Below are 21,213 nucleotides of genomic sequence, written 5' to 3'. Positions count from 1 at the left end.
CGTCCGCAGCGGAACCCCTCCAGTGGGCCCAGCCGATCGGACCAAGCCCGCAGCGCAACAGCGCTGCGGGCACACACGTGCGGGCATCCACGTGCCCTGAACAGCGCAAACACCGACCCGGACACCATTCACACCGCAGGTCCACACAGACACCGCGCGTGGGCCCGGGTGCGACGAGTCCCGCAGAGGGCTGTTCTCAAGAGCATGGGGCTCTTCGTCATGCCGCACCGCAGCCAGGCCTTGCACCCGCTCAGCCTGGAGGTCACGCCCATGATTGCGATAGCCGCCCCCGCCAAACTCCCAGTTGTGTAACCCTCCTCGCCTTCCGCTGCCCCTACCGCAGACGCGGAGCAGAAGGGCCCGCCCGGCGCGACCCGTCCGCCCTCCCTGATCCTGCAAACCGCCAGCCGCACGCGACAAGGGGTGCTGTGCATAGGGGAGTTACATCAGCGCGTAGCCATTCGTAGCCATTCTCGTCACCTCCCGATGTCAACCTCTTCGAAGGGGCGACAGAGCGAACTCCAGGTAGCCGTGGGTCATGCACCTGGTCATCTTCCTGGTGCTGGGAAGCGGGAGGCACCTCCGAGGCGCAGAATGCAACGGCCGGGCTCAAGGATGCACCCGCCATGACTACGGTGGCCGCCACGAACAAGCGCCGCCGAATTTCTCGGGCAATGGCTCGGGGCCGCCGGGAGTTACCCGGGGGCGTCCTGCATGAGACCGGTGCTTGGTGGTGAACCACGTCGTCGGTCCGATGAGCCTCGGCACCTTGATCGTCAGTCCGCGGGAGCACCTCGTGGCCATGGCGGAGCTCGACCATACGGCAGCGGGAGAACTCGGCCCCTTGCTGCGCGTGCGCGATAACACTCGTGTCGTAGAGACGTTGTGCCAGCCCGAGCAGACCTGCATTTGCATGTGGTCGCACGGCCGCGACGCGCGCAAGCACCTGCACATCGCGGTCCAGCCGGCGACCGCTGAGGTGCGGGCCCGCTATGGCGGTCTGCGCTCCGAGCAGCTCCAGACCCGGATGCTGGCTGACGGTGCCGAGCCGGACATCACGGAGGGTCGAGCAGTTCTTCGAGCGGGCTCGCGAGCTGTTCCGAGCGATCATCGACAACAGCGCCGAAGACCGCAGCTGATCACCAGCACCGCGCCAACGTCACAACACCGTCGGGCCGTTGCGTATCAGTCAGCACCTTCTAATCAATCCCCCGTAACGACACATCGAGCCGTGACCAACTCGCATGGAAATCGGAAAGGACTCTTTCAGAATGCCATGCTGTGGTTCGCTGTTCGGCGAGCAGCGCGAGCAGCGCGAGCAGCGCATGAGCCTCTCCGAGTCGACTGAGTGCCACCAGCGCAAACGGCACGGCAAACATCAGGCCCGCGAAGGATGACACGAGGTTGGTCAGGAACCCCAGCCCTTTCCACCATCCGCGGAGATCGCCAATGACTCCTAAGCGATGATCACGCCGCCCATCGGCGGCATAACCTCGCAGAGCGTCTTGGTGAGCGGCGGCGTTTCGTGCCACATAGTGCGAACTCGTTGCAGCACGCATCCCCCAGATCATTCCAACTCCTCGCATCCTAGCCAGAGTTGCGCTGGTCACCGTTGGTCCAGCAGTAGTTCGCTCTCGCTCCACGATGCGGCGGCCTAGCTGACCTGCGCCAGCAGCGGCCAGGAATCCATCCCGCTGGTCCGCGGCTCCCCGGCCGTCCGCTTCCGCCGAGGTCTTCGACGGCGACGGCCTGGCAAGCACGGAGACAAGGCTACGACTACCGGCACTTGCGACGACGGCTCGCTTTCCCCTGCCCCGGCACTGCCTCGCCCCGCCGGGGTAGGGGGCAAGGACGGAATGCAGCCTTCGCACTGGTCACCGCGTGCTCTGTCGTAGCGGGGCGGGTGGCACAGCGCGATGCCCTGCACATCGTTGTGCAGGGCATCGCGCTGTGCTGCGTCTCTCCCACTCGAACGAGTATCACTTAAGCGGCAGCGCCTGCCTCCGGCAGCGGGGTGGGGGCGATGTCGTCGTCCGGGGCCGGGATCGGCTTGATCGGCTCGTCCTTCTTGTCGTCCTTCTGCTGCTCGTCCTGTCCCGCACCGGGCTTCGGCTTGGGGCTGCTGAGCCAGGAGGTGACCTTGCCGTTGGAGGTCATCGTGACGTTCACGACGCCCAGACCTCCGGTCTCACCGAACTTGATCGTGCCGCGGCCGTTGATGACACCCACGGACTTGCCCTTGGAGGTGATCTCCGCGCGGAAGGTCTTGCCGGTCTTGTAGACCTTGGCGACCGAGCCGTCGACCAGGCCCTTGACGGCGACCAGCTTCTTGCCGGCCTTGCCCTGCTGCACCACGGTGATCACCGAGTGCGGCGCGGCGGTGTGCGAGCTCGCTGTCAGCGCGCTGGGCAGGGCGGCCGCCGGGCCCGCGGGGGCGGCCCCGGAGACGTCGTCGGGGGTGGGGTTCGGGATCGGGTCGGTGATCCCGTCATCGGGGGTGGGGTTGGGGATCGGGTCGGTAATCCCGTCATCCGGAGTGGGGATCGGGTCGGTAATCCCGTCATCCGGAGTGGGGTTCGGGATCGGGTCGGTAATCCCGTCATCCGGAGTGGGGTTCGGGATCGGGTCGGTAATCCCGTCCCTCTTCTTCTGCTCGTCGCTGTTCGGCTTGGCCTTACCGGCCTTTTCCGCCCACAGCTTTCCCTTGTAGGGATGGAAGCTGTAGTTGACGCCGTGGTGCTTGAGGACAGTCTTTCCGGCCTTCAGCGTGCCGATCTTCTTACCCTGGTAGAAGATGTCGGCCTCGAACTTCCCGCCGACCTTGTAAATCTTACCGACCGAGCCGTCCGCGAGCTTCTGCGTCTGGACCAGCTTGCGCTGCTGGGCGACGGAGAAGACGTCCATGTTGTGGTTGCCGGCGTGCGCACCCGAGGTGACGGCCGTCTGGTGCTCCGTGCCGGAGTCCTGCGCGGCGGCATAGGCGGCGGCCGGCGCACCGAGCGCGACGGCAGCACCGAGGGTGATGGCGGTGGTACGGATCGTGCGGCGCGAGTACAAGTGACGCATCATGGGAAGTCTCTCTTTCTAAGTGAGGAAGGGCCTTGTCCCTTTCCTCCGACACCCATAACGCTACGGTTTTGGAACGACACGCCGCGTCAGTAAAAAGGTCAGACGCACGCTGACCGAAAGGCCAATAGACGGACCGCTGGCCCCCAAATATTTACAGACAGGGGACCGCCCCCGCAGCGCCGGACCACCTGCCGGGGGCAGGTCGAGGACACCAGGTCAGACCGCTGATCACGCACGGGGTACTGGCATGTCGGGGGCCCCACGGCTCCAGCAGGTCCCACCACCAGGAGATGGCAGCGGCAGGAAGTCGATGCGCTCCCGGTCCATGCCGAACCACTTCGTACGGGCCCTCTCCCAGCCCCTGACCTTGATGATGGTCTGTGCCACGTCCGCTGCGAGCAGCCCAGTGGTCTCTCGGTCATGGTCTCCCCTCCCCTTGGACCGTCGCCGACCCTGTTCGGCAGCACCAGGTGCCCTTTGCCATCGAACCTTGATCGTGTGCCATCGGACTTTGAGTGTCCGCTGACGAGCAAGGGCCAGTCGGAGAAGCGCCCACATGGCCAAGATCCCCGACGCTGTCGGGGATCTTGGAAGGTGGCGGGCCGCGGGGTGGATCAGTGGGCCTGATTGTTGGTGTGCTTGGGCAGGCAGAACATCAGCGCCCACATCAGGGCCAGGAGGCCGCCGACCCACCACAGCACGGTGACGAACGCGTCGCGGTTGACCGCGCCGTCGGGAGAGCCGCCGGTGATGGCGAAGAACACCACGGCGGTCAGCGCGGTGCCCAGCGCGATGCCCAGGTGAATGGCGGTGTTGAACAAGCCCGAGGCCGAGCCGGCGTCCTCGTGCGGGACCCTGGCCAGCGACAAATCGGCGAGCGGGCCGGAGACCATGCCCAGGCCGAAGCCGATCAGCACCACCGGAGCGGTCATCGCCAGAAGGGACAGGTCGGCCTGGTGGCTGCCGATCTGGAGCCCGTAGGTGACCATCGCAGCGGTCGCGACGAGGGCTCCGGCCTGCGGCAGACGGCGGGCGAAACGTCCGGCGGTCTTCGCTGCGACCGTCGCGCCGCCCAGTTCTCCCACGGAGAGCAGCACGAAGGCCAGGGCCGCGTGGAGCGGGCTCATACCCAGACCGCGCTGCAGGTACAGCGTCCAGGTCATGAAGAACAGGCCGCACAGCAGGCCGTGCAGCAGGTCCGCGGCCATGCCCCCGGAGAACTGCCTGACCCGGAAGAGGGCCAGGGGCACCAGCGGGGCGTTGCCCTGCCTGCGCCGCTGGTGGCGCAGGAAGACACCGAGGACAAGGGCGCCGGCGGCGAGCATGACGAAGCACCACAGTGGCCATCCGTGGGCGTGGCCCTCGGTGAGCGGGAAGAGGATCAGGACGATGGCCAGGCCGGACAGCAGCATGCCGACCAGGTCGAGCCGGTCGGCCTTGCGGACGGTCGATTCGGGGATGAATGTGCGTCCGAGGAGCAGTACGGCCAGCCCGACGGGGACATTGACCAGGAAGATAGGCCGCCAGGACAGCCCGAACAGGTCGGCTTGGGTGAGTACGCCGCCCAGGACCGGGCCCATGACGTTGGCGATGGCCAGGACGGCCCCGTACAGGCCGAAAGCCTTGCTGCGGTTCTGGCCTTCGAAGGTGACGTGCATGGTCGCCAGGACCTGCGGGATCATCACGGCCACGCCGACGCCCTGGAGCAGGCGGGCGCCGATCAGCACGCCCTGGCCGGTGGCCAGACCGCACAGCAGCGAGGCGGCGGTGAACACCACGGTGCCGATGAGCAGGATCCTGCGGCGGCCGTAGATGTCACCGAGCCGTCCGCCGGTGATCAGCCCGACGGCGACGGGCAGGGAATAGGCGGTGGTCAGCCACTGCACCGCGACCGGCCCGGCGCCGGTCGACTCCTGGATCGCGGGCAGGGCGGTCAGGACGACCGACTGGTCGAGCATGTTCATCAGCTCGGCGGTCAGCAGCACCAAGAGGGCGATCCAGGCCGCCAGGGCCATTTCGGGGCGGCGAGGTGCTGGGTGGGTTGGGGTCTGGGTGGTGTGCTGCGGCTCGTTGCCGAGCGCGGAGGAAGACACGACGGGAAAACTCCTGATCCAAAGGAATCGGGGAGCCCTGCCGACAGCCGCACCGGGGCCGGAAAACACCAGAGCCCGGGGCAGACGGCAGAGCTGCACCCGGGAAAGAAACTGCGGGGAAGGGTGACGCAACTCAGGCCAGCGCGACGTCCGCCCCCGGACACGTGCGACACAACAGCACGCGGGGAACACGGACGACTACATGGCCTGGTTGATAAGACGTCACCTCAAGATCGACACAGAAGGAACAGGAAGTCCGGTCGCTGCCACCGAAAACTCGGCACAGGAACCGGTCCACCGTACAACCCCTGAGCCCCCGCCGCACACCAGTGACGAGGCAACACCGCTCCAGCCGCATATTGAGGCATAGGGGCTAGCCGGTCCGGGTCACGATTCGCTCAGGTTGTGGTGGCGGTGGGCGGCATTGAGATAGTCGTTCAGCCGTGTGAGCTGGCCGGGGCCGGTGGCGGCGTCTCGTGAGGGCAGGACGAATTCGGACAGGGCGATTTCGGGTGGCAGCGCGGTGGGTTGCGGCAGTTGGTCGTACACCTGCTGGATGCGTCGGCGCAGAGCGTCGGACAGCGGACCGTCGGTGAGCAGGGGTGGGATGCGCAGGCCGTGTTCGTCAAGGGCGTCGAGGTAGTGGCGGACGGTTTCGGTGACGGCTTGCTGCGGCGTCGTGGTCCAGATGGGCGGGCGTTCGGGTGCCAGGCACGCGAAGTCCGCCGCACAGCCGTCGGGGTGCGAACCCAGGATGGTGTCGGCGAGGTGGCGGGCGATGACGGGTGAGGAGTGGAATCCGTCGCGGTAGGTGCCGGTGGCCAGGATCAAGCCGGGGAGGGAGGGGACCGGTCCGATCAGGGGGAAGCAGTCCAGGGGGATGGGGCGGCGCCCGCACAGCCACTGCTCGACCTGCGCGGAGAAGATGTCCTGGTCGATCTGGGTGCTGACGGCCTGCAACAGATCGGCGGTGGTGCCGAGTTCCGGACCGGTCGGAGGGTGGGCGCTGATCACGCTGGTGGCACCGACGTACTGGCGGTGCGGGCCGGCCAGCGGCACCACGTGCATACCGCACGAGGCGGCCCGGTTGGGGGTGCGGATCGTTTCCGGCGCCCCGCCGGTCTGCGGTCGCCGGGTGATGGCGGCCAGGCCCGTTCCGTGGAACATCGGCGGCACGGCGCCGGGAGGCAGTACGTCGTCAAGAAGGGTCAGGCTCATGCTGCCCGCCGCCACCACAACGGTGCCGGCGGCGAGTGTGTCGCCCACGGTCAGATGCACCCCACGGACGCTGCCGGAGCGAACGGCGATGGAGCGGGCAGTCGCGGGAACCATCTGAATGCCCCGGGCCTTGGCGGACTCCTCGAGCGCGGCCAGAACGCAGCGCGCATCCACCGCGCCCTCGTCCGGCAGATACAGAGCCCGCAGGGGACGGAGATGTCGTTGCGGGTTCAGGCCCTCGATCGTGCTGGGGTCGACGTCCTGGTGCGCCTGGTGGTGCTGGGCGAGCGCACGGCGGATCGCCTCGAAGTTCTCCTCGGCGATGCGGCCCGAGGCGCTACTGAGGATGATGAACGTGCCGTCGGTGACGGAGGCGGTCAGAGCGGCGGCGGTCTCGGATGCCGAGGTGTCGGTGAGCATGTCGCGCCAGGCGGGCCAGTCCGCAAGGGCCTGGCGGGCGATCGCGAATTTGGCCCGGGAGGCCGGGTGCTGGTCGGTGTTGGTGGTGACCTCACCGAAGCAGTTGTTCATGGCGCCGGCCGCGACGGTCGCCGCTCCCTCACGCCCTGGTGGTCCGATGACCGCGATCCTCAACTGAGGTGCCCTACGGGCTACTTCGACCGCGATGGACAGCCCCAGCACGCCGTTGCCCACCACGGCGACGTCCACGACAGATTCCGTCACCACCGTCTCCTGTTCCTTCGCGAGTCGGTATCGGTTCCGGCCTGACCGCTGGCTGGCCGGCCACCCACCGGTGAACTGCAGGCGTGGCATCGCCTGGCATGACCGCAGTGGCCTATCAGCGCAACACGCGTTTGCCGCGGCGGCACAGACCCGCGCTGCCGGCTGCCCCGGTCAGGTGGCATTGCGTGGCTTGCCTGCACGGTCACAAGGAAGCCGACCGTCGCCGTAGGCGGTGTTGAAATCCTCACTGATGTCGTTCTCGACCGTCGTCATGGCGACCGGCGTGACCTTGATGACGCCGCTGAAGGGCCGCTCGACATCACGGATGACGAGGAGTACGGAGGTCAGCAGCACGGTCAGGATGACAAGACCGGTGGTGACAAGGGCGGCGTTCTGACGTGGCAGGCACAGAGCGAGGGTGATGACCAGGAAGGCGAGGGCGGCGAGCATGAGCCAGTACACGGCGCTGGGAATGGCGGGCGTGGACTCGGCGATGCGTGTCTGGCGTGCTTCGGAGCGCTCCTTGTCGGCGGAGACGAGCATGCCGAACGCAGAAGCGTCGTCACCCATCTGCCGCAGAGCGGTACGGAAGTCGGTACTCCATCTGTTGGGTGCCTCCGAGGCCTGACCGTGCGCCATGGCGGGCCACTCCTGGGCGCGCACCGCACGCACGTAGCAGACGACATCGGCCTGCAGGCGCTGACGTTGAGCCGCTGGCGCGTAGTCGGCGACCTCGAACATGTGGTCCACGACGCCCGCCTCCTTGCGCACCGCTTCGTCCGCCTTGCCGTTCGATCCCGAAGCCGTGACCAGGACGAAGGCGAGGACAAAAACGGTGAGGGTCTGCAGCGGCAGCACGAAGTCGCGGATGGTGAGAGCAGGTGTCTCCTCGGCCTCCAGTCGGCCACGCAGGAAACGGTGGCCCACCAGCCCTGCGATCAGAGCCAGGGCTGCGGCCACGACCGTGATGACCAAGATGTTGCGCCTCCACCTTGCTGGGTGTCAGCCAAGATCATCTCCTGCCGCCGTCATCTGCAGCTGACGCGACACGGCCTCGGCTGGCGCTCACCCGGGCGGCGGCAGAAGCAGCGCCCGGACCTCACGGGGCCGGTCACGAGTTGGACAATCCCGTGCTACGAAGCTCCTGGCAGACGGTGGCACGATCAAGCTCCCTGACCCGACCGGGTGGGCGGCAGGGTGGTGTCGTCCTCGACCGCCGGGAGGGACAAGACGGTGCGGGCGCCTCCGTCAGGGGCGTTGGCGAAGTGCAGCCCGGCGCCGATGACGGCTGCCTGGCCCGTGACGATGGTCAGACCGAGGCCGTGGCCCCGCCCTCTGCCGGGATCGCCGGTACGAAAGCGCTGTGGTCCGTGGTCGAGGATGTCCTGCGGGAAGCCCGGTCCGTGGTCGCGTACTTCCACAGTGGATCCGTCGACTGTGACGACGGTGGGAGGCCGCCCGTGTTTGTCGGCATTGGTGATCAGATTGGTCAGGACCCGGTCCAGACGCCGCCGGTCGGTGAGTACGTGAGCGTCGCGAACGATGCGCACCTCCACCGGAAGGCCGGTGGCCCCTACCGCACGCCGCACCAACGGCGCGAGATCATGGGTCTCGAGGTCGGCCTGTTCCGTGCCCGTGTCCAGCCGGGAGACTTCCAGGAGGTCCTCGGTCAGCAGGTGAAGGGCCTTGATCCGATCGGTGATCATCTCCTTGGGACGCCCCTCGGGCAGCACCCCAGCGGCGGCCAGCAGCCCGGCCAGCGGCGTGCGCAGGTCATGGGCGACATCCGCGGTGAAACGCTTCTCCGTTTCCAGGCGGTCGTGCAACGCCCCGGCCATCGAGTCCAGTGCTTCGGCTACCGCGCGGACTTCATCCCGGTCTGCGCCCGGCCTACTGCTCACCGACATGCCAACCCGCGCGTCAAGGTCCCCCTCGGTGATGCGGCGGGCAACAGCTGCCGTCCCGGTCAGCCGACGGCTGATGCGTCCCGCGATCACGAGTCCGGCAAGGGTGACCACCACAGCCGCCGCCACAGCAGATGCGAGGATGGCGGCGTCCATCTGCTCGAGGTGGCTGCGGGTCTTCCCGTATGGGGACCACACGGCCAGGATCTGCCCCTCTGTCGGGGTGGCGGCCCACATCACCGGCTGGCCATCACGGCTGCCGACCATGCTGCCCTGCATGCCCCGTCGCGTCAGCTCCCGTAGTTCTCTTGGGAGACCCGGTGGATCGAGCGCCCATCGAGTGCTCTGTGCGGTCATGCCATAGGAGTAGTACCCGACGGCCTCCTCCAAGTCATAGACGGCGTCGGTGCGTTCCCGCTCGACGGTCTGGCGGGCAACGACGTTGTGGACCAATACCCCGAGCACGACCGCGACCGTGCAACTGGCGGCCGTGACGGTAAGAGCGACCTTCCAGCGCAGGCTCGATGCCCATGCAGGGCGCAGTTGCCGAAATGCCGCGCGTGCTCCCGCCGTCATGCGTCACTGTCCGTGCAGGGCGACTCCGCAGCATTTCCGGCAGGGCACTGGTCCAGCGCCAGGCCGTTCAGCCGCATCATGTCCTTGTCCCACTTGTAGGTGGAGACACTCACGTACAGGGGGTTCGACGTCGGCTCCCTCACGGTCAGATGCCCAGCCGCAACCTCCACAGCCTGCAAGGCCCCCCGGCGCGAGAGGACCCGGGTAACCGCCCCGTGCATGGCCGTATACACGCGCAGTTCGCTCACCCTCCCGTCGATGTCGACCGCGGTGATCAACTCGGGTTCTCCGTCCTGGGTCAAGTCCCGGTACACCGCAGGACGCACCTGGCATGCAGCACCGGTGCAGGCCCGTAGAAGGTCCACAGCCCGGGGGTCCACCAACGTCCCCGCTCCCCTGTCGGCCCTGCCTGCGGCGGCCAGGTCGGCCTTCACCACGTCCACTGCGTCGACATCGCGCATGCTTCTGGAACGCACCACAGCCGTTCCCGGGACCTGGGCGGGCAGCCCAGGGTCTTCACCGGTCCGGGGCGGCGAAGGACGCGTCTTCGGCCACAGCGACAAGGGCGCCTGAACTGTGCCGGCGTCACCGTCGCTCCGCAGTCCCTCGGCGTCGGCGCATCCAGCCGCGAACAGAACACACGCGGCTACGGCGTAGCGGCGCCGATGCCACTGCAGGTGGTGCTCGACCATGGCCCCATCATCAGATGGGGCCCCCGCCACACCCGGACAACACTCCCAGGACCTTTGCGCGAGTGGAAACTCCGCGCCCGACAACCCCGCCGTGGCCGGCCAGGGCCGTGAAATCCGCCGACAGTACGTTCCGGTCAACATGACTGGACGCCACCCACGTCACTCTGACGTCATGTGCGCACCACGCGTATCGCTGTCTCACCGTTCACGAGAACAGCTACCACCTCACCGAACCGGAAGCACGGCGGTTTCAGGGTGCAGTGGCGGGCTGGTCAGCGCAGGATGGGTGGATGGACCCGGACAGGTTGAGGCCTGCGACACATGACGGCGAGGTGCTGGACGAGCCGCGACGTACGGCGCTGCTGGAGGAGGCGGTGCGGGCGCGCGCCACTGAGGGGTGGCGGGTGGAGTCCCGCAGCCCGCTGAGGATGGTGCTGGTCAAGAAGCGGCATGGGAATCGTCTTCTGCATGCGATGTCAGCCGTCCTGGCTGTACTCACGCTTGGTGGCTTCAGTGCGCCCATGGCGACCTCCATCCGGGAACGGCTGACTGTCACGGTTGATGAGTGGGGCCGCGTACATGAGGCCGCGGCGAACCGTTCTCCGGCCGCTCAGGGCGAACAATCAGCCTGAGTGCTTTCTGGGCTGTCGCGGCCCGTCCGACTGTGTTTCGGGCAGTGCGCGGTTTGGGGACGCACGGAACACCACCCGCCATGATTCATCAGCCGCAGCGCTATCGTTCTGTGCATCTCCGTCGTGGGTGAGCAGGACCCCCGAGTCCAGCTGGCCGGCCAGTGCTTTCGCACATGCGTGCGGGGTGGCCGGGTCACGGTAGGCGCCGACGACCAAGATGGGGTCGGCGCCTTCAGCTCGAGACGGTGTTGGCCCGGACCGCGATGTTGCTGTCATCCGGATTCTAGGCTGTACCGGAGAGCCGCGGCAGGCCGGTGCCATCGCCCTCGTTCACAGCCTGAAGTGCAGTGCGCAGGCAGTCCAAGCGGATTGCGCCGAGCGCGTCGACAACTGGGCTCGGGCACCCACGTCAGCGCCCGTTCAGGAGCAAGCCGGACAGGCCGACCAGTTCTTCCGTGAGGCGTGGGCGGGTGCGGAAGCGGGGGATTCTGAGTACGTCGTTGATCAGGCCGAGCACGCCGTGCACGACCAACTGGGCTTGTGTCTGGCCCAGTTCGGGTCGGACTCGACAGACGAGTTCGACCCACTCGGCCACGAAGTCGTGCTGGATGCGGCGGATGGTGTGGCGCTGGTCGTCGGGCAGGTGGTGCACCTCGGTGACCAGGGCGGCGATCAGGTCGGTGTGGTCGGCGCACATCTCCACGTAGCCGCGCGTCAGTGCGTCGAGTGCCTCGTGCGGTGTGTGTGCGGTGGACATCGCTCTGGTTACTTCGAGCTGCAGCACCGCCGCGCCCCGGTTGAGCATCTCGAAGAGGATCTCGCCCTTGCTGGAGAAGTGCTTGTAGACGCTGGGCCCCGCGATGCCCGCGGCCGCGCCGATGTCATTGAGGCTGACTTGGAGGAAGCCTCGGCTGCTGAACAGCTTGGTGGCCGCCCCGACCAGGGTCTCCCTGCGTGAGGCCAGAGCGAGGCCTCCGCCCGTGGCGGGCATCGGAGCGGCGGGCGCGTCGTCGTACGTGACGCCCTTGCGAAGCAGCGTGATGGACAGCTCCGCGATCCGCTCGCGGAGCCGGCCGGCGGAGCAGGGCACGCGGTGATGGCCGGGGCTGACGGCCACGCTGAGCGCGGCCCAGGTCAGCATGTCGGCGGCCGCTTCGGAGAGTTCCGGCCGGTCGCGGCGGAGCAGGAGGGCGATGGCGTCGCCCAGGTCGCGCATCTGCTGCCGGGCCTCACCCTGGCGGTCCTCGGGGAGATGTCGAGCCTCCCGCTGCCACAGCACGGCCAGTTCCCTGCGCTCCGATGCGATGTCGACCAGGCCGCGCATCGCGTCCTCCGCGCTGTCGGCGGCGTTGACCACGTGCTCGAAGCGGTCGTAGGTGTCCGACAGTACGTGGGCGAGGAGATCGGGCTTTCCGGTGAAGTGCCGGTACAGGGCGGGCGCCGAGATGCCGACCGCGGTGGCGATCTCCGACAGGGAGACGCCGTGGAAGCCCTTCTCGTGAAAGAGCTCGGCGGCTTTCTTGATGATCGTCTCCCTGCGGTCACGCGGGCGTCTGGCAGGTCGACTGGTCATGGGGATCAGGCTAGCGCAGGTTCACTTAGAGGCTGCAGGGCGCCTGCCTGCGTCGCTCGTCACTTTCACAAGTGAAGATGCAATAGCCATGGAGACTCCGGGACGTTCCCACCTCCCCCGTCAAGGCCATCCACGCTCCGACACGAAGCCGACACACAGCAGAAACTCGTCGGCGTACACCTCTTGCACCCCTCGATCCGCATCTCTAAGTTAATCCTCGTTAGCCAATGGAGGGAGCAGGTATGAGTGTGCGGGTGCTCGGCGTAGGGATGGTGCCCTTCGCCAAACCGGGCGCGAGCGACTCCTATGACGTGATGGGCGAGCGGGCCGCGAGGGCCGCCCTCAGCGACGCCGGGATCGGATACGAACAGGTCCAACAGGCCTATGCCGGCTACGTGTACGGCGACTCGACCTGCGGTCAGGCAGCCCTGTACGGCGTCGGGCTGACCGGGATCCCCATCCTCAACGTCAACAACAACTGCTCCACCGGATCGAGCGCGCTGTGGCTCGCCCGGCAGGCCGTCGAGAGCGGGGCGGCCGACTGCGTCCTTGCTGTCGGCTTCGAGCAGATGCAAAAGGGTGCGCTGAAGAACTTCTGGGACGACCGGACCGCGCCGCTGGCCCGCGGTACCAGCGCCATGACCGGCATACAGGGGACGGACGAACAGGCGCCCTTCGCCGCCCAGTTCTTCGGCGGTGCCGGCCGCGCCTACGCCGAGCGGTACGGCACCCGACCCGAGACCTTCGCCCGGATCTCGGTCAAGGCCCGCAAGCACGCGGCGCACAACCCGTACGCCGTCTTCCGCGCACAGGTCTCGCTGGACGAGGTGTTGGCCTCGCCGCACATCTACGGGCCGCTGACCCGGCTCCAGTGCTGCCCGCCCACCTGCGGCGCCGCGGCAGCGGTGCTGTGCAGCGATGACTTCGCGCGCCGGCACGGGCTGAGCGCGGAGGTGGCGATCAAGGCCCAGGCGATGACCACCGATACGCCCGGCGCGTTCGACGGCGGCGACATGATGAAAGTCGTCGGTTACGACATGTCGAAGAACGCTGCCGAAGCCGTCTACGAGGCATCCGGCGTGGACCCCCTCGACATCCCCGTGGTCGAACTGCACGACTGCTTCACCGCCAACGAGTTGATCACCTACGAGGCGCTCGGCCTGACGCCCGAGGGCACGGCCGAGAAGTTCGTACTCGACGGCGACAACACCTACGGCGGCCGTGTCGTCACCAACCCCAGCGGCGGCCTGCTCTCCAAGGGGCACCCCCTGGGCGCCACCGGACTCGCCCAATGTGCCGAGCTCGTCTGGCAGTTGCGCGGACAGGCCGCCGCACGCCAGGTGGACGGGGCGCGTCTCGCGCTGCAGCACAACATCGGTCTGGGCGGCGCCTGCGTCGTCACCCTCTACGAAACGCCCGGGAAGGTTTCATGATCCACCGAAGTGACCTGCGGTTCTTCGCCCAGGCGACCGGACAGCACGATCCCGTCTACACCGATGTCGCGGCCGCCAGGAAAGCAGGCCACCGGGACCTGCCGGTGCCGCCCACCTACCTGTTCTGCCAGGAGATGAAGCAGGCCGACGACCCCTTCGGCTACCTCCTGGACCTCGGCGTCGACCTGGCCAAACTGCTGCACGGGGAACAGAGCTTCACCTATCACGCCCTGGCCTACGCAGGCGACGAGTTGACCTTCAATTCCCAGCTCACCGGCGACTTCACCAAGAAGGCACTGCGCTTCCTCGTACGGACCACGAAGGTCACCCGGGACGGCGCACCGATCGCGGACCTCAGCACGACGACGGTGGTGACCCCGTGAAGCTCCAACTGGCCCCGGTCAGCCGGACCACGCTCGCCCTGTACGCGGGAGCCTCTGGGGACCACAACCCCCTGCACATCGACCTCGACGCCGCCAGGAACGCCGGCTTCGACGACGTCTTCGCCCACGGCATGCTCTCCATGGCCTGCCTCGGGCGGCTGCTGACCGACCTGGTCCCCCAGGAACGCCTCCGCTCCTACCAGGTCCGTTTCACCTCCATCACCCCCGTCCTGGCCGAGCCGGTGTGCGAAGCGAGCATCACCAAGGTGGAGGACGGCCTGACCCACCTGGACCTCGTGATGTCCCTCGAGGACGGCACCGTCACCCTGCGCGGCAGCGCGATCATCGAAGGAGAACTGTGAGCAAGCTCAGTGACCGCGCCGCCATCGTCACCGGATCGGGCCGCGGCATCGGCCGTTCGATCGCGCTGAAGCTGGCCGCGGAGGGCGCCCGCGTCGTCGTCAACGACCTGGACGCCGGGCCCGCGGAGGAGACCGTCGCCGAGATCAAGGCCGCCGGCGGTCAGGCCGTCGCCTGCCCGGGCAGCGTGAGCGAGGAAGGCTTCGCCGAGCGCGTCGTGGACGTGTGCACCGAGTCGTTCGGCGGCTTGGACATCATCGTCAACAATGCCGGATACACCTGGGACAACGTCGTACAGAAGATGACCGACGAGCAGTGGGACGCCGTCCTCGACGTGCATCTCAAGGCGCCGTTCCGGCTGCTGCGGGCAGCTCAGCCGTATCTGAAGGCGCATCCGGTGGCCCATCACCGCAAGGTCGTCAACATCTCCTCGATCGCGGGCCTTGGCGGCAACGCCGGGCAGGTGAACTACTCCGCAGCCAAGGCGGGCGTGGTCGGGCTGACCAAGACCATGTCCAAGGAGTGGGGCCGCTACCAGGTCAACGTCAACGCGGTGGCCTTCGGTCTGATCGAGACCCGGCTGACCTCCGGGGCGGGAGAGATCGAGGTGGAGGGCAGGGAGATCAAGGTGGGGGTCAACCCCGATCTGCTGGCCGCGATGGCCCGCATGATTCCGCTGGGCCGCGGTGGTACGCCCGAGGAGGCGGCGGGCGCGGTGTATCTGCTGTGCCTGCCGGAGTCCGACTACGTCAGCGGCCAGGTCCTGGTGTGCGGGGGCGGCTATGAGTGAGCTGGATCTGCTGCGCGAGACCACACGCAAGTTCCTGGCCGACCAGGTCACGCCGTACCCCGACCGGCTCGTCGACCGTGAAGTGTGGCGCAGGGCCGGAGAGTTGGGGCTGCTGTGCTGTTCGGTCCCCGAGGAGTACGGCGGGGGCGGCGCCGGCTTCGACGCGGACCTGGCGGTCTTCGAGGAGCAGGGCAGAGCGGGTGACACCGGCTGGGGCAACTTCGTGCACAGCGGCATCGTCGCCCACTACCTCCTCGCGTACGGCACCGAGGAGCAGAAGCTGCGCTGGCTGCCGGGCCTGGCCTCCGGTGAACTCGTCGGCGCGGTCGCGATGACCGAGCCGGGCGCGGGCTCCGATCTGCGCGGCATCCGTACGAAGGCGGTGCGCGACGGCGACGACTACGTGCTCACCGGGTCGAAGACGTTCATCACCAACGGCGCCTCCGCCGACCTGGTCATCGTGGCCGCCCAGACCGGTGAGGGGCTGTCGCTGATCGTCGTGACGGACGGCATCCGGCGCGGCCGGGTGCTCGACAAGCTCGGCATGCACGCCGCCGACACCTCGGAGCTGTTCTTCGACGACGTGCGGGTGCCCGCGGCGAACCTGCTGGGCGTCGAGGGCCGCGGCCTTGCCCAGCTGATGCAGCAGCTGCCGCAGGAACGCCTGATCATCGGCGTGATGGCCGTCGTCGCCGCCGAGCGTGCGGTGGCCGAGACCGTCGCGTACGTCAAGGAGCGGCGTGCCTTCGGCGGGCCGTTGATCAAGCTGCAGAACACCCGTTTCGAACTGGCCGAGTGCGCCACCCTCGCGCGGGTCGGGCGGGTCTTCGCCGACTCGTGCGTGGAGCGCCATCTGCGCGGCGAACTCGACGCCACCACCGCGTCGATGGCCAAGTGGTATCTCACCGACGTCCAGTGCCAGGTGATCGACCGCTGTCTGCAACTGTTCGGAGGCTACGGCTACATGCGCGAATACCCGATTGCCCGGATGTACGCGGACGCCCGCGCCCAGAAGATCTACGGCGGCGCGAACGAGATCATGAAGGAGCTCATCGCCCGATCCCTCGAGGAGGGCCGGCCATGTACCTGACCCAGGCCCTGCAACGTGCTCTGCAGCAGTCCCCCGACGCGCCGTTCACGGTGTTCGGTGACCGTACGCGCACGGTGCGCGAATCGGCCGGGCGCATCGCCCGCCTGGCCGGCGCGCTGCGCGGGCTCGGCCTCGGGCCGGGCGACCGGATCGGCATGCTCGCCCTCAACTCCGACCGCTACCTCGAATATCTGATGGCCAGCTGGTGGATCGGCGCCGTCGTGAATCCGGTCAACATCCGCTGGGCAGCCCCGGAGATCCGCTACTCCCTCGAGCAGTCGGGCACCCGCATCCTGTTCGTCGACGACGCCTTCGCCCCGCTCGTGGAGCAGCTGCGCGACGGCCTCGACGTCATGGTGCACTGCGGCGAGCAGCCCGCAGCCGACGGCTTGTCGTCGTACGAGGACCTGCTGGCCGACGCCGAACCGGTAGCGGACGGCCGGCACGGCGGCGACACGCTCGCCGGGGTCTTCTACACCGGCGGCACCACGGGCTTCCCCAAGGGCGTCATGCTCAGCCACGCCAACATGATCGTCTCCGCGCTCGGCAGCCAGGCCGGCAGCCAACTCGCCGTACCCGGCGGCCGGATGCTGCACGCCGCTCCCCTGTTCCACCTCGCGGCCCTGGCCGCCTGGAACATGCAGATGCTCGTCGGCGGCGCCCACGTCATCATCCCCTCCTACGAACCGGTCGCCACCATGCGGGCCATCGAGGACCACCAGGTCACCACCGCCATGCTCCCACCGGTGATGATCCAGATGCTGGTCGACCATCCCGACCGCGAGGCCCACGACCTGTCCGGCTTCCAGAGCTTCCTCTACGGCGCCTCCCCGATGCCTGAGGCCCTGCTCCAGCGCGCCATGGCCGCCTTCCCCTCGGCCCGCTTCACACAGGCGTACGGGATGACGGAGGTGGCCCCCGTCGCCACCCTGCTCACCGACGCCGACCACAGCTCCGGCCACCGGCTGCGCTCCGCGGGCCGCGCCGCGCCGCACTGCGAAGTCAAGGTCGTCGGCCTCGACGGAGAGGAAATGCCGCGCGGTCAGGTGGGCGAGGTCGCCATCAGCGGCGGCCACGTCATGAGCGGCTACTGGGGCCGGCCGCAGGAGACCGCGGCGGTCTTGCAGGACGGCTGGTTCCGTACCGGGGACGGCGCGTACATGGACGACGACGGCTACCTCTACATCGTCGACCGCCTCAAGGACATGATCGTCACCGGCGGTGAGAACGTGTACTCGGCCGAGGTCGAGAACGCCCTGGCCCAGCACCCCGCCGTCGCCACCTGCGCCGTCATCGGCGTCCCCGACGACTCCTACGGCGAGCGGGTCCACGCCGTCGTCGTGCTCAAGCCCGGCGTCACGACGACCGCCGACGACCTGCGCACGCACTGCAAGACGCTGGTCGCCGGCTACAAGGCCCCGCGCACCGCCGAGTTCGTCGCCGAACTCCCCCTCTCCCCCGCGGGCAAGATCCTCAAGCGCGAGCTGCGCAAGCCGCACTGGAAGGACAAGGACCGCTCGGTCAACTGACCGACCAGCGCCCTGCACGTGGCCCCAGCCCTCATGGCCCCAGCCCTCATGGTCCCAGCCTCGTGGACCCAGCCCTCGTGGACCGCGCCGTCGCAACGCGTCCCGAGAACACCCCTGTCACGCCCTGACGAGAGGACCCCACGTATGCGCAGCAGCCTGCGCCGCGTCGTGACCTTCATCTGCGCCACCCTGACAGCCGCCGCCCTGACACCGGCAGGCACGGCGGCAGGCGCGGACCGGCCCCCACCGCGAATCGCCCTCGCATCGACCCCGGACCGCTCCACCTCCACCGGCGGGGACGCACTGCTGCAGATCACGACACCCGGCAAGAAGGACCCGGTGCGCGTGAAGGTGAACGGGCGCACGGCGGACGGCTTCCAGCGCCGGCCCGACGGAACCCTGCTCGGCCTGGTCACCGGCCTCAGAGACGGCCGCAACCACATCACCGCCGAATCCCGCGGCCGCACCACCACCCGGACCTTGACCAACCACCCGGCCACCGGCCCCGTCTTCTCCGGCCCGCAGGCCAGGCCGTTCTACTGCCAGACGACCGCATTCGGCCTCGCCCCCGCCAGGCAGCCACACTGCTCAGCACCCACCAAGATCAGCTACAAGTACCGCAGCACAGCAGGCACGTTCGCGCCGCTCACCGACCCGGACCAGCGCCCGGCCGACCTCGCCACCGCGACCGTCGACGGGCGGCAGATCCCCTACATCGTCCGCGTCGAGACCGGCACCCTCAACCGCGCCGTCTACGAGATCGCAGCCCTCCACGACGGCACCGACCCGACCCCTGTGAAGCGCGCCCGGTCCTGGAACGGCCGACTGGTCTACAGCTTCGGCGGCGGCTGCGCGGGCGGACACCATCAGGGCGCGCAGACCGGTGGCGTACTCAACAACACGTTCCTGTCCAAGGGGTACGCGGTCGCCTCCTCGACCCTCAACGTGCTGCAGACCAACTGCAACATCCCCGTCTCGGCCGAGACAGCCATGATGGTGAAGGAACACTTCACCGAGACCTACGGACCGGCGAAACACACCATCGGCTGGGGCGCGTCCGGCGGCGGCATCCAGCAGTTCACCATCGCCGACTCCTACCCGGGGGTCCTGGACGGGATCATTCCCACCGTCGGCTTCCCGGATGTGTTCACGGGAGAGAAGACCACAGCCAGCGACTGCAAGCTGCTCGCACGCTACTTCGCCGGAGCCGGAAGCTCGTTCACCTCGAAGCAGCGGGACGCGGTGGCCGGCTTCCTCCAATACGGCACCTGCATCGGCGCGGAGCAGGGCTTCGATCTGCGCAGACCGACCGTGCGCTGTGACAAGTCGATCCCCGCCGCGGCACTGTGGAACGCCACGACCAACCCCGGCGGTGTGAAGTGCACGCTGATGGAGGCCTACGCCAACCAGTTCGGCCGGGACCCGAAGACCGGCTTCGTACGCAGCACCCTGGACAACGTCGGTGTGCAGTACGGCCTCCAAGCGCTCAAGAGCCGGCAGATCAGCCCGGCCCAGTTCATCGCGCTCAACTCCTCGATCGGCGGGTTCGACGACAAGGGCGCACCGGTGGCCCGACGTTCACAGGCGGACCCGCGGGCGCTGACCGAGGCCTACCGCGACGACCTGCTCAACGGCATGCACCTGGGGCTGCGCAGCACCCCGATCATCGACAACCGCGTCTACATGGACCAGATCCCGCTCGACGTCCACACCGCCCAGTGGTCGTACATCACCCGGGCCCGACTCAAGGCGGCCAACGGAACCTCCGCCAATCACGTCATCATCGAAAGCAAGCCGGCCCCGAGCGAGGCACAGACCGCGGACGCCTACGTCCTGAAGTCGATGGACCGCTGGCTGACCAACATCGCCGCCGACCAGACCGCACGCAGCAAGCAGGCGAAGGTCATCGCGAACAAGCCGGGCGACCTGTCCGACGGCTGCTATCTGACTCCCGACAAGCGCATCCACACCCCCCTGACCTACCCGGCGAGCGGCCCCTGCGCAAAGGACTATCCGATCGGCTCGGACCCGCGCCTGCAGGCCGGCGAACCCCTGTCCCAGACCTCGCTCAAGTGCGCGCTGAAGCCAGTGGACTTCTCCGACTACCGAGTGCCCTTCACCGGACCTGAAAGGGCGCAGCTGCGCAAGGCCTTCTCGAAGGGTGTCTGCGACTACACCCGCCCGGGTCCCGCCCAGAGCGAACGGCCAAGCACCTGGATCGACTACAGCCACCGCTGATCCAGCCCCCGACGCCCACCGCGCTGCCCGGCCGGGCGGTGCGGTGGCGCGACTTGCCCCGACTGCCCTCGAGCGACCGTGCAACGACGAGAAACCCACACACCAATTGAACTCGGGCGACACCCCCCCTGAGTTTCAACACTCTGAGCGTGAAAAGCTCACCGGCTCAAAGGCGACAGTTATGCAGGCATTGCCCCGCGGCGCACAATCATCTCCCGGACCGCTCCCTATCCTGGACCTCATGATCAGGGATGGACGAGCAGCTCGGGCGGGAGCGGCGGCATGGGTCGCCGTGGCCGCGTTCACCGTGGTCAACATCGCCGCGGCAACACGGTGGCACAACCCCAACTACAGCATCCGCCGAAATTTCATCAGCAGCCTCAGCACCACCGAATGCCTCAACCAGGCCGGCAAATTCGTGTGCTCACCTTGGCACTTGACCGTCGACATCACCTGGGTGGTCGTCGGCTTGCTCATCGCACTCGGCGCGTACCTGCTACGCAGCGTCTTCCCACAGTCCCACCAGGCACACGCAGGCCTCTGGCTACTCGGAGCCAACGGCATCGGCCTGGCAGTCGTGGGCGCCAACCCCGACAATCTGCGCCCCATTCTGCACAGCGCCGGTGGAGCACTGGGCGGCATCGGCGGTGTTCTGGGCGTCCTCTTCCTGGGGTTGGCACTGAGGCGCGACAGTTTCTGGCGGCTCTTCGGGTACACCGCGATCCCTCTCGCCATTCTGTCCGGTGTCAGCGCCCCGCTGATGAGCGTGTCCACAAACTGGGTCGGTCTCTTCGAAAGCCTTCTCGTCTACCCCGTGACCTGGTGGATGACCGCAGCCGGAATTCATTTCCTCATCAACGCCGGCAAGGTACGGCCTCCCGCCCCGACAACCCCCTGAGTGGCTGTTGTTGTTCCGAACCTGATGGCAGTGTTTTAGCTGGTCAGGCTG

Annotated in this window: 18 protein-coding genes and 1 pseudogene; 10 read left to right on the top strand and 9 right to left on the bottom strand. The window is 67.9% G+C overall.

The window, feature by feature from the left end; all coding sequences use genetic code 11:
• Window positions 1-1,199 precede the first annotated feature (1,199 nt).
• Window positions 1,200-1,571 (bottom strand): hypothetical protein, encoded by a 372-nt coding sequence (locus tag ACZ5WE_RS33480; RefSeq protein WP_467694266.1) that lies wholly within the window; start codon window positions 1,569-1,571, stop codon window positions 1,200-1,202.
• Between the two features lie 108 nt (window positions 1,572-1,679).
• On the opposite strand from ACZ5WE_RS33480, the pseudogene ACZ5WE_RS33475 reads away from it, so the two are divergent.
• Window positions 1,680-1,804, top strand: a pseudogene (locus ACZ5WE_RS33475) (IS5/IS1182 family transposase); the annotation flags it as partial.
• 179 nt (window positions 1,805-1,983) lie between these two features.
• Here the strand turns inward: ACZ5WE_RS33475 and ACZ5WE_RS33470 are convergent.
• From ACZ5WE_RS33470 to ACZ5WE_RS33445, 6 genes are all read right to left on the bottom strand, one after another.
• Window positions 1,984-3,069 carry a hypothetical protein gene (locus tag ACZ5WE_RS33470; protein ID WP_467694265.1) on the bottom strand — a complete coding sequence of 362 codons (1,086 nt, stop codon included), beginning with the start codon at window positions 3,067-3,069 and terminating at the stop codon, window positions 1,984-1,986.
• 614 nt (window positions 3,070-3,683) lie between these two features.
• Entirely contained in the window at window positions 3,684-5,162 is a 1,479-nt protein-coding gene (locus ACZ5WE_RS33465; RefSeq protein WP_467694263.1) for an MFS transporter, read from the bottom strand.
• A 387-nt stretch (window positions 5,163-5,549) separates the two neighbouring features.
• A complete protein-coding gene (locus tag ACZ5WE_RS33460) occupies window positions 5,550-7,064 on the bottom strand; it encodes an NAD(P)/FAD-dependent oxidoreductase (protein ID WP_467694261.1) in 1,515 nt (504 codons plus the stop codon).
• 171 nt (window positions 7,065-7,235) lie between these two features.
• Entirely contained in the window at window positions 7,236-8,039 is an 804-nt protein-coding gene (locus tag ACZ5WE_RS33455) for a bestrophin-like domain (protein WP_467694260.1), read from the bottom strand.
• 188 nt (window positions 8,040-8,227) lie between these two features.
• The gene (locus ACZ5WE_RS33450; RefSeq protein ID WP_467694258.1) at window positions 8,228-9,433 is read right to left on the bottom strand and encodes a sensor histidine kinase; all 1,206 of its coding nucleotides are present in this window, start codon (window positions 9,431-9,433) and stop codon (window positions 8,228-8,230) included.
• 107 nt (window positions 9,434-9,540) lie between these two features.
• Window positions 9,541-10,005: a hypothetical protein gene (locus ACZ5WE_RS33445; protein ID WP_467694256.1), complete on the bottom strand. Its 465-nt coding sequence runs from the start codon at window positions 10,003-10,005 to the stop codon at window positions 9,541-9,543.
• A gap of 521 nt (window positions 10,006-10,526) precedes the next feature.
• Between ACZ5WE_RS33445 and ACZ5WE_RS33440 the strand changes: the two genes are divergently transcribed.
• Complete coding sequence (locus ACZ5WE_RS33440; protein ID WP_467694254.1) at window positions 10,527-10,868, top strand: hypothetical protein; 342 nt, start codon at window positions 10,527-10,529, stop codon at window positions 10,866-10,868.
• Here the strand turns inward: ACZ5WE_RS33440 and ACZ5WE_RS33435 are convergent.
• Both ACZ5WE_RS33435 and ACZ5WE_RS33430 read right to left on the bottom strand, forming a co-directional pair.
• Complete coding sequence (locus ACZ5WE_RS33435) at window positions 10,860-11,144, bottom strand: alpha/beta hydrolase (protein ID WP_467694252.1); 285 nt, start codon at window positions 11,142-11,144, stop codon at window positions 10,860-10,862. The two genes, ACZ5WE_RS33440 and ACZ5WE_RS33435, sit on opposite strands and share 9 nt — an antisense overlap.
• A 133-nt stretch (window positions 11,145-11,277) precedes the next feature.
• Window positions 11,278-12,441 carry a TetR/AcrR family transcriptional regulator gene (locus ACZ5WE_RS33430; RefSeq protein WP_467694250.1) on the bottom strand — a complete coding sequence of 388 codons (1,164 nt, stop codon included), beginning with the start codon at window positions 12,439-12,441 and terminating at the stop codon, window positions 11,278-11,280.
• 242 nt (window positions 12,442-12,683) lie between these two features.
• On the opposite strand from ACZ5WE_RS33430, the gene ACZ5WE_RS33425 reads away from it, so the two are divergent.
• The 8 genes from ACZ5WE_RS33425 to ACZ5WE_RS33390 all read left to right on the top strand — a co-directional run bounded on the left by ACZ5WE_RS33425 (window position 12,684) and on the right by ACZ5WE_RS33390 (window position 21,162).
• Window positions 12,684-13,874: a lipid-transfer protein gene (locus ACZ5WE_RS33425; protein WP_467694249.1), complete on the top strand. Its 1,191-nt coding sequence runs from the start codon at window positions 12,684-12,686 to the stop codon at window positions 13,872-13,874.
• Window positions 13,871-14,257 carry a MaoC family dehydratase N-terminal domain-containing protein gene (locus ACZ5WE_RS33420; RefSeq protein ID WP_467694247.1) on the top strand — a complete coding sequence of 129 codons (387 nt, stop codon included), beginning with the start codon at window positions 13,871-13,873 and terminating at the stop codon, window positions 14,255-14,257. The genes ACZ5WE_RS33425 and ACZ5WE_RS33420 overlap by 4 nt, the downstream gene beginning before the upstream one ends.
• Entirely contained in the window at window positions 14,254-14,619 is a 366-nt protein-coding gene (locus ACZ5WE_RS33415) for a MaoC/PaaZ C-terminal domain-containing protein (RefSeq protein ID WP_467694245.1), read from the top strand. Before ACZ5WE_RS33420 ends, ACZ5WE_RS33415 begins: the two co-directional genes overlap by 4 nt.
• Complete coding sequence (locus tag ACZ5WE_RS33410) at window positions 14,616-15,407, top strand: SDR family NAD(P)-dependent oxidoreductase (RefSeq protein ID WP_453641918.1); 792 nt, start codon at window positions 14,616-14,618, stop codon at window positions 15,405-15,407. The genes ACZ5WE_RS33415 and ACZ5WE_RS33410 overlap by 4 nt, the downstream gene beginning before the upstream one ends.
• Window positions 15,400-16,497, top strand: coding sequence for an acyl-CoA dehydrogenase family protein (locus ACZ5WE_RS33405; RefSeq protein ID WP_467694243.1), 1,098 nt, complete (start codon window positions 15,400-15,402; stop codon window positions 16,495-16,497). The genes ACZ5WE_RS33410 and ACZ5WE_RS33405 overlap by 8 nt, the downstream gene beginning before the upstream one ends.
• Window positions 16,488-18,026 (top strand): acyl-CoA synthetase, encoded by a 1,539-nt coding sequence (locus tag ACZ5WE_RS33400; protein WP_467694241.1) that lies wholly within the window; start codon window positions 16,488-16,490, stop codon window positions 18,024-18,026. The genes ACZ5WE_RS33405 and ACZ5WE_RS33400 overlap by 10 nt, the downstream gene beginning before the upstream one ends.
• 144 nt (window positions 18,027-18,170) lie before the next feature.
• Window positions 18,171-20,264: a DUF6351 family protein gene (locus tag ACZ5WE_RS33395; RefSeq protein WP_467694240.1), complete on the top strand. Its 2,094-nt coding sequence runs from the start codon at window positions 18,171-18,173 to the stop codon at window positions 20,262-20,264.
• Window positions 20,265-20,505: 241 nt separating this feature from the next.
• On the top strand, window positions 20,506-21,162 hold the full coding sequence (locus ACZ5WE_RS33390; RefSeq protein WP_467694238.1) for a DUF998 domain-containing protein: 657 nt from the start codon (window positions 20,506-20,508) through the stop codon (window positions 21,160-21,162).
• The last annotated feature ends 51 nt before the right edge of the window (window positions 21,163-21,213 follow it).

This window comes from Streptomyces sp. NPDC033180 (assembly GCF_055577645.1).
The sequence above is the reverse complement of the archived record's forward strand: the minus strand, read 5'-3'. Positions and strand labels throughout refer to the sequence as shown.

What these genes read in the sequence shown, in the direction of transcription:
- ACZ5WE_RS33480 (WP_467694266.1), bottom strand. Translation starts at nt 1,571, where the DNA reads ATGATCTGGGGGATGCGTGCTGCAACGAGTTCGCACTATGTGGCACGA.
- ACZ5WE_RS33470 (WP_467694265.1), bottom strand. Translation starts at nt 3,069, where the DNA reads ATGATGCGTCACTTGTACTCGCGCCGCACGATCCGTACCACCGCCATC.
- ACZ5WE_RS33445 (WP_467694256.1), bottom strand. Translation starts at nt 10,005, where the DNA reads ATGCGCGATGTCGACGCAGTGGACGTGGTGAAGGCCGACCTGGCCGCC.
- ACZ5WE_RS33440 (WP_467694254.1), top strand. Translation starts at nt 10,527, where the DNA reads ATGGACCCGGACAGGTTGAGGCCTGCGACACATGACGGCGAGGTGCTG.
- ACZ5WE_RS33435 (WP_467694252.1), bottom strand. Translation starts at nt 11,144, where the DNA reads ATGACAGCAACATCGCGGTCCGGGCCAACACCGTCTCGAGCTGAAGGC.
- ACZ5WE_RS33430 (WP_467694250.1), bottom strand. Translation starts at nt 12,441, where the DNA reads ATGACCAGTCGACCTGCCAGACGCCCGCGTGACCGCAGGGAGACGATC.
- ACZ5WE_RS33425 (WP_467694249.1), top strand. Translation starts at nt 12,684, where the DNA reads ATGAGTGTGCGGGTGCTCGGCGTAGGGATGGTGCCCTTCGCCAAACCG.
- ACZ5WE_RS33420 (WP_467694247.1), top strand. Translation starts at nt 13,871, where the DNA reads ATGATCCACCGAAGTGACCTGCGGTTCTTCGCCCAGGCGACCGGACAG.
- ACZ5WE_RS33405 (WP_467694243.1), top strand. Translation starts at nt 15,400, where the DNA reads ATGAGTGAGCTGGATCTGCTGCGCGAGACCACACGCAAGTTCCTGGCC.
- ACZ5WE_RS33400 (WP_467694241.1), top strand. Translation starts at nt 16,488, where the DNA reads ATGTACCTGACCCAGGCCCTGCAACGTGCTCTGCAGCAGTCCCCCGAC.
- ACZ5WE_RS33395 (WP_467694240.1), top strand. Translation starts at nt 18,171, where the DNA reads ATGCGCAGCAGCCTGCGCCGCGTCGTGACCTTCATCTGCGCCACCCTG.
- ACZ5WE_RS33390 (WP_467694238.1), top strand. Translation starts at nt 20,506, where the DNA reads ATGATCAGGGATGGACGAGCAGCTCGGGCGGGAGCGGCGGCATGGGTC.